This window comes from Nocardia carnea, from assembly GCF_029868325.1.
Lineage (GTDB): Bacteria > Actinomycetota > Actinomycetes > Mycobacteriales > Mycobacteriaceae > Nocardia > Nocardia carnea_C.
In genome coordinates, this window is sequence record NZ_JARWNW010000142.1 from 20,829 (window position 1) to 27,603 (window position 6,775).

A 6,775-nucleotide genomic window follows, 5' to 3' on the forward strand; every position below is an offset into this window, starting at 1 on the left:
TCGTCTCTCCTTTCCTCGTGACTGCCCGGAACCTGCCGTCCTATCCGGCGGGGCGGGGCCGGAGCGCGGACCCGTACAGTTCCTTCGCGTTTCCGGAGAGAATCCGCTGCGTCAGGTCGGCGGGCAGCCCGGCGTCGCGGATGTAGGTGATGGCACGGGTGTACTTGTCGTCTTGGAAGTACGGGTAATCCGAGCCCGCCAAGATCTTCTCCGGGTCGAAGACCTCGGCCGAGAGTCGCAGGGATCCGCCGGAGAAGTTCGCGGCGTCGAACCACATGTGGCGCAACGTTTCCGCCGGTGACCTCGGAAACGAGCCCCAATCTGCGTAGTTGTCCTCGATGCGCTGGGAGAGGAACGGCAGGTCCCCGCCAAGATGCGCGATGTGGAGACGCAGACCGGGATATCGAGCCGGATAGTCGGCCTGCAGCAGCTGCAGGGTGGCGATCGCATCTTCCACCGGTGCACCGTTGACCCACTCGAGTCCGTGCTCCGATATCGGCGGCGAATGCGCGCCGGCACCGGTCGGATGAACATAGAGGATGCTGCCGCGGCGGTCGAGCTCCTCGAACACGGGCCGGTAACGGTCGTCGGTGATCGCGGCCCGCGGATCGTCGAGCACCGTGTTGATCGCGATACCGACGAAGCCGAGCTCGTCGAGGCAGTAGCGGATCTCCTCCAGGCTCTTGTCCGGGTGATTCAACGGGATCGCCCCGTACGCGAGGAATCTGCCGGGGTGGTCTTCGATCACTTGCCGGTAGATGTCGTTGACCATGCGCGTGGCCTCGGCGGCGCCGGTCGCGTTCGCGACGAGTGGCACCTGTGGGGTGGCCGACAAGACCTGGATGTCGACGCCCGCGGTGTCCATCATCCGGATCCGGGCGTTCATCTCGTCCGGCTCGGTACTTGCGCGCATATTCCGCGCTATCGCAGTGGTATCCGGAGAGACACCTATCTCCTCCATCTTGTCCAGATAACGGGCCGGATAGATGTGGGCGTGACTGTCCACAACCGGTGTGCCGTTTCCCATCTGCTCCTCCTCTCCCGCTCCCGAGGCCCCGGAGGGGCCGTTGTCCGTACAGGCGGCAACAGCCACCGCACCGATGGCAGCAGCCGCTGCGAGGACACTTCGTCGAGACGTTGCCATGGCACTCCTCTCGGTCGTGTTCTGACAACGATTCCCATTGGAGTTTGTCGTGCCTCGACCATTCAAGGAGCTGCGGGACAAAGCAGCCAGTATTTGCCGGAATCCGTCACCGAATCTCGTGCACGCACCCAGAACGACACATATTCGAGTTTTCGTGCAGATATCCGCAATAGCGGGCAGGGGGCTCGCCCTGCGGGCACCGGCTGACGAGACGAGGCTCGACGCAAGAGGGCGTGGATTCCACCGGCGGCAGTGCCGAGTCGGATCAGCGACTCGGAGACGTCATTCGGCAGTGCTACCCGGCGGGTCCGTCTGGCCAGGTGTGAAATCCATATGCAGGCGGGTGAGGCGCTGGGAGCGGATATGCCACCGGCCGTCGGTCTTGGCGTAGGTTTCGTGGTAGTGGCCGAAGCCGTGCAGCCGGGTGCCGTCGGGGAAGGTGAGCCGGTCTTCCATGGCCCAGATACCGGTGGCCTCGGTCTCGGAGAGCAATTCGATCTCGGGAGTGTGGCCGTGGTGGACAGTGATCGCGTCACCGATCCGGGAAGTGAGGAAGGCCAGGAATTCGTCGGCGCCGGTGATCACTTCGCCACCCGACCCGGTGACGTCGATGACGACGTCGTCGCAGAACAGTTCCCGGAAACCGGTCCAGTCCTTGGTGTCCATCAGCCGGAAATAGCGGGCCTTGAGGGCGCGGATCGCTTCGTAGTCGTTCATCGGTCATCCCAGGGTGGCGGTGATCGGGGGCAGGTCGAGGACGGTGCGGATACCGGGGGTGGCCGCGCAGACGGAGCGGACGGCGTTGACGGCACGGTTCGCTGTATAGGCAGGGGAGTGCCGGGCCATCTGATCGAGCGGGAACGGGAAAACCATATCGATGGCGAGGGGTGCGTCGCCTTCCACAGCGATATGCCAGCCCGTGGGGCGGATCTCCCAGCCGGTCCCGGCCTGTGCGCCGCAATGCCAGATGGCCTGGAAACGCAGGACGGTCCGGCCCTGGTGTATGCCGGAGATCGTGATGCGCTGTGCCGCAACCGTTCCCCGTGGGATTGTGCCGGCGGCGATATCGAAGGTGCGTGCCGCGGTGGCGACCTCGCCCGTGGCGGTCACCTCGTCGAGCGGGAGGCCGATTCCGTCGGCGAGCAACCGCAGTGACGGGCCGAAGCTGTTGCGCAGATGGTCCAGCCGCAGCTGGGCGAAATCGCCAGGGGGGCCGCCGAATCCCATGACATCGAACAGGATCGCGGGCGAGTTCCGCTGCGACAGATCGGCATATTCCTGGATGGTGAGCACCTCGAGCTGCCGTTGGATCGAGGCCAGCACCAAGGGGACGGCTTCGGTGATGAACCCCGGACTGCTGCCCGTGCTGTGGATCGAGGTGCCGCCGGTGGTGCACGCCGCCTCCACCTGTGCCCGGACCGCGGGATCCATACTGCCGGGATGGTGGAAGACACCGGCGGTGGTCACGATATTCACGCCGGCGGCGAGTATCCGGCAGACTTCGTCGATATCGCAGGCCTGGGGCATGTAGAGCACGCAGTCCGGCGGATCGCGCAGGATTTCGCCGATATCGCCGGTTGCGCGGACCCCGGTGGGGTCGGGTGATCCGCACAATTCGGCCGCATCACGCCCTTGTTTGGCGGGGCTGTGCGAATACACGCCTGCCAGAACCAGTTCCGGGTGTTCGACGATCGCGCGCAGGGCCCGGGCGCCGATGGTGCCGGTGGACCATTGGGCGACCCGCAAGGATCCGGCCGGGGCAGAAAGGGGGGAGGGGTGCATCGTTTGCCTATCGTCGTGCGGGCCGGTCGGTTCAGGGCCGGAAACGCAGCAGGGCTTCCTGCGCGAACGAGGCCACCAGGGTGCCGTCCGCGGTGAGGACGTCGCCGCGACCGTAGGCGCGGCCGTGCGCCATGACCAGGCCCTCGTGCCGTAGCAGCAACCAGTCGTCACTACGGAACGGGCGGTGGAACCACAGCGTGTGCGAGGTGGTGGCGGAGGTGAATTCGGTGCCGTTGCCGCTGTGGTCGAAACCTTCGATCGGGCGCAGGACGGTGCCGATGACATTGAGATCGGTGGCGTAGGACACCAGCCCGGGGGCGAGTTCTTCGCCGACCTCGGGCGTGCGCATCCACAGGTCGTACTCGGCCGGGCCGGCGGACTTGTCGCCGAGGTCGGTGAGGGACCGGGTTTCCCAGGGGATCAAACCGATGTCGACTGTGTGTTCGTGGCCGGGAACCGGTGGCACCGCGCCGATTTCCTGATTCTCCCGCCCGTCCTCGAGTGCGGTCATGGACAGCAGCGCGGTGGCGATTACATCGCCCTTCTGCCGGGCGACGACGGTGAGGGTGGCGAAGGAGCGCCCGCGATGCTGTGGCTGCACCACGTAGTAGACCGGGGCGTCGCTCTTACCTTCGCGGGCGAAGATGACGTGCACGGATTTCACCGTTTTGTCCGGGCAGGCGAAAACCGCGGCGCGCAGGAACTGCGCCAGCAGCTGACCACCGAAGAGCCGATGGTATTCCAGCTGCTGATTGGGGCCCTCGAATACCGACAGGGTGGCCTGGGGGTCGGGTGCGGGCGCCTCGGTGTCGTCGTCGGTCTGCGGTGCGGTGGGACGCAGGCGCAGATCCATACAGGCGAGAAGGTCGGTCCAGAGATCGGGCATACAACGAGTGTAAACCCGTATCTCGGATTTGGAGAACGCTATTCTCGCCTAGATTCCGCGGGCGAACCCCTTGGCGCAGAACTCCCAGATCTCCTCGGCCGAGATCGGATAGGCCGTCTCGTCGTCGATTCCGCCATTCGACTGGGCAGTGAACATCACCGTCTGCATCACCATGGCGGCCATCCGGCGCGGATTGAGTTCCTCGCGCAGCAGGCCGTCCTTGTCGGCGTCGACCATGAGTTCGGTGAACAGCGTCAGTAGCGGCGTATGCGCGACCTTCACCTGAGCCGGATGGCTGACCAGCAGCTGTGGGGCGAAGTCGGTGAACAGCGGGCGCTGTGCGGTGGGGTCCGGACGGCACAGTTCGTAGAGGAGTTCCACGGCGAGCTGCAGCCGGTCCAGGGCATTGTCCTTACCTGCGGCGGCGGCGCGGATCTGGTCCGCGGTGCGGCTCAGGGCATCCTCGAACAATGCCAGCAGCAGTTCGTGCTTACCGTCGAACTGCAGGTAGAAGCTGCGCAGCGACTGTTTCGACCGATCCACGACCTCCTGGACCGTGAAATCGGTGGTGCCTTTTTCGGTGATGATCGCCTGGGCGGCATCGAGGAACCGTTGCACGCGCTGTTCGGCCCGCAGCTTCGCGGTGCGGATCGAGCGCTCTACCGCACGCTGCTTCCAGGCGGGCTCTTCGCTGGGGGCGGTCACCGGCCGGCCCATCCGATCCCATCGATCCCATATGAGGAGAACATGGGTGCACTGTACCGGAGAACGTCCCATGTCCGGGCAGGCACGTCCGGTGTCCGCACTATTGAGGAGACTATTAATTTCATCTCAAGAGAATGCTATTCTCCTGAACGTAACGCAACCCCGCCCCACAGGAGGCAGCCCGGATGCTCTTCGAGTTCGATGCCGACCAACGGCTGCTGCGCGATACGGTCCGCGAGGTCACCGCCAAGGAATGCCCCGCCTCGGTGATCCGGGAGATCGTGGACGCGGGCGCCGATCCGGGCCGGTTGTGGAAAACCTATGCCGAACTCGGCTGGACCGAACTCGTGGAGCCGGAGGCGACCGTGGAGCTCGGAATCGTGCTCGAGGGGCTCGGGCGGGCCACCGATCCGACGCCCTACCTCGCGACGATGACCCAGTTCGCGCCCCTGGCAGGCGCTTTCGGTACCCCGGACGGAACCGGTGCCGCGATCTTCGAGGGGGTCACCGCGGTCCGCGACGGTGCCGGCTGGCTGCTGCACGGCACGGCCGGCCAGGTTCTCGACGGTGACCGCTGCGACCGGCTCGCGGTGGTCACCACGGCCGGGGTGTTCGTCGTACCCGCACATACCGTCACCGCCCGGCGGGTCGAGGTTTTCGATCCGGTACTGCATATCGCGGAGGTCACCTTCGACGGGGTGCGGGTCACCGATGCCGATCGCACCGACGCCGATCCCGAACGTGCCCGGCAACTGGCCCTGACCGGTCTCGCGCTGACGACAGTGGGCGCCTGCCAGCGCATCCTCGACCTGGTACTCGATCATGTGCGCACCCGCCGGCAGTTCGATACCGCCATCGGGGCGTTCCAGGCCGTCCAGCACAAGGCCGCCGATATGCACCTGGCCATCGAACGGGCGCGCGCCCTCGGCTACTTCGCGGCCCTGTGCCTGGCGGAAAACGATCCGCGCCGCACCATGGCGGCGGCGATGGCGAAGGCGTCGGCGGGGGAGTGTCAGTCGGTGGTCTTCCGGCACGGGGTGCAGCTGTTCGGTGCCATGGGATTCACCTGGGAGAACGATCTGCAGTTCGCGATCAAACGGGCCAAGGCCGGTGAACTGCTGTTCGGTGGCGCGGCCACACACCGGGCGGTGGTGGCACACGAATATCTCGCCGCCCATCGCTGACCGGCCGCATCATGGGTGCGCGCGCCCGCGTTCCGGTCGCCGGCGCGGCCGGGTGGCCCGGCAGGCAGGCGGGTGGCCCAGCAAACGGAATACGAGCACCGGGTGTGCGCCCGGTGCACCCCGGAACCGAGGAGCACTGTTTTGTCTTATATCGACTATTCCGTCGCCGACAAGGTCGCGACGATCACGCTGAACCGGCCCGAAGCGGCGAATGCCCAGAATTCCGCGCTGCTGGACGAATTGGATGCCGCGTGGACTCGTGCCGCCGACGACGACGATGCCGTGGTGATCGTCTTGAATGCGGCGGGAAAACATTTCTCGGCCGGGCACGACCTCAAGGACGACAGCTGGCCCAAACCGGAAAAGATCACTCTCGACTGGATATATCGGACCGAGAGCCGCCGGTATCTGGAATACACATTGCGGTGGCGTAATGTGCCCAAACCGTCGGTCGCGGCCGTCCAGGGCCGCTGTATCGCGGGCGGGCTCATGCTGTGCTGGCCGTGCGATCTGATCGTCGCCGCGGACAATGCGCTGTTCTCGGATCCGGTGGCGATGATGGGAATCGGCGGCGTGGAATATCACGGCCATACCTGGGAGCTCGGACACCGCAAGGCCAAGGAGATCCTGTTCACCGGTCGCCCGGTCACGGCGCAGGAGGCCGAGCAGGCCGGGATGGTCAATATGGTGGTGCCGCTCGAGGAGCTGCCGGCCAAGACCGCGGAACTGGCCGGCCAGATCGCGAAGATGCCGCCGTTCGGATTGCGCCAGGCCAAGCGTGCGGTGAACCAGACCATGGATGTGCAGGGCTTCTACGCCGCGATCCAATCGGTATTCGATATCCATTCCACCGGGCACGGAAATGCGCTCAGTGTGAGCGGTTACCCGATTCTGGTGGACCTGGATCAGATGAAGACGAATATGAAGTAGCGAAACGGGGCGCCCCGCCCCGTGGCCCCCGGGGCCGGCCCCCCGAGAGGAAAAAATAACCCCCCCCGGACCCGCGGGGTAGGTGTGTTGTCCCATAGCCCCCCCGGCCGGGGTGGGCCCCACGACTCGATGCCGACTGGATCA

At 65.7% G+C, this 6,775-nt stretch carries 7 protein-coding genes; 2 read left to right on the forward strand and 5 right to left on the reverse strand.

Features of this window, described 5'->3' with window-relative positions:
- Positions 1-40: 40 nt before the first annotated feature.
- The 5 genes from QH196_RS10670 to QH196_RS10690 all read right to left on the reverse strand — a co-directional run bounded on the left by QH196_RS10670 (position 41) and on the right by QH196_RS10690 (position 4,517).
- On the reverse strand, positions 41-1,027 hold the full coding sequence (locus tag QH196_RS10670; RefSeq protein WP_280415606.1) for an amidohydrolase family protein: 987 nt from the start codon (positions 1,025-1,027) through the stop codon (positions 41-43).
- 399 nt (positions 1,028-1,426) lie between these two features.
- On the reverse strand, positions 1,427-1,861 hold the full coding sequence (locus QH196_RS10675) for a nuclear transport factor 2 family protein (protein WP_280415607.1): 435 nt from the start codon (positions 1,859-1,861) through the stop codon (positions 1,427-1,429).
- Between the two features lie 3 nt (positions 1,862-1,864).
- The gene (locus QH196_RS10680) at positions 1,865-2,926 is read right to left on the reverse strand and encodes an NAD(P)H-dependent amine dehydrogenase family protein (protein WP_280415608.1); all 1,062 of its coding nucleotides are present in this window, start codon (positions 2,924-2,926) and stop codon (positions 1,865-1,867) included.
- A gap of 31 nt (positions 2,927-2,957) precedes the next feature.
- Entirely contained in the window at positions 2,958-3,812 is an 855-nt protein-coding gene (locus QH196_RS10685) for an acyl-CoA thioesterase (protein ID WP_280415609.1), read from the reverse strand.
- A 48-nt stretch (positions 3,813-3,860) separates the two neighbouring features.
- On the reverse strand, positions 3,861-4,517 hold the full coding sequence (locus QH196_RS10690) for a TetR/AcrR family transcriptional regulator (RefSeq protein WP_280415610.1): 657 nt from the start codon (positions 4,515-4,517) through the stop codon (positions 3,861-3,863).
- Between the two features lie 185 nt (positions 4,518-4,702).
- Between QH196_RS10690 and QH196_RS10695 the strand changes: the two genes are divergently transcribed.
- On the forward strand, positions 4,703-5,701 hold the full coding sequence (locus QH196_RS10695; RefSeq protein ID WP_280415611.1) for an acyl-CoA dehydrogenase family protein: 999 nt from the start codon (positions 4,703-4,705) through the stop codon (positions 5,699-5,701).
- A gap of 141 nt (positions 5,702-5,842) precedes the next feature.
- The gene (locus tag QH196_RS10700) at positions 5,843-6,631 is read left to right on the forward strand and encodes an enoyl-CoA hydratase (protein ID WP_280415612.1); all 789 of its coding nucleotides are present in this window, start codon (positions 5,843-5,845) and stop codon (positions 6,629-6,631) included.
- Positions 6,632-6,775: the final 144 nt, after the last annotated feature.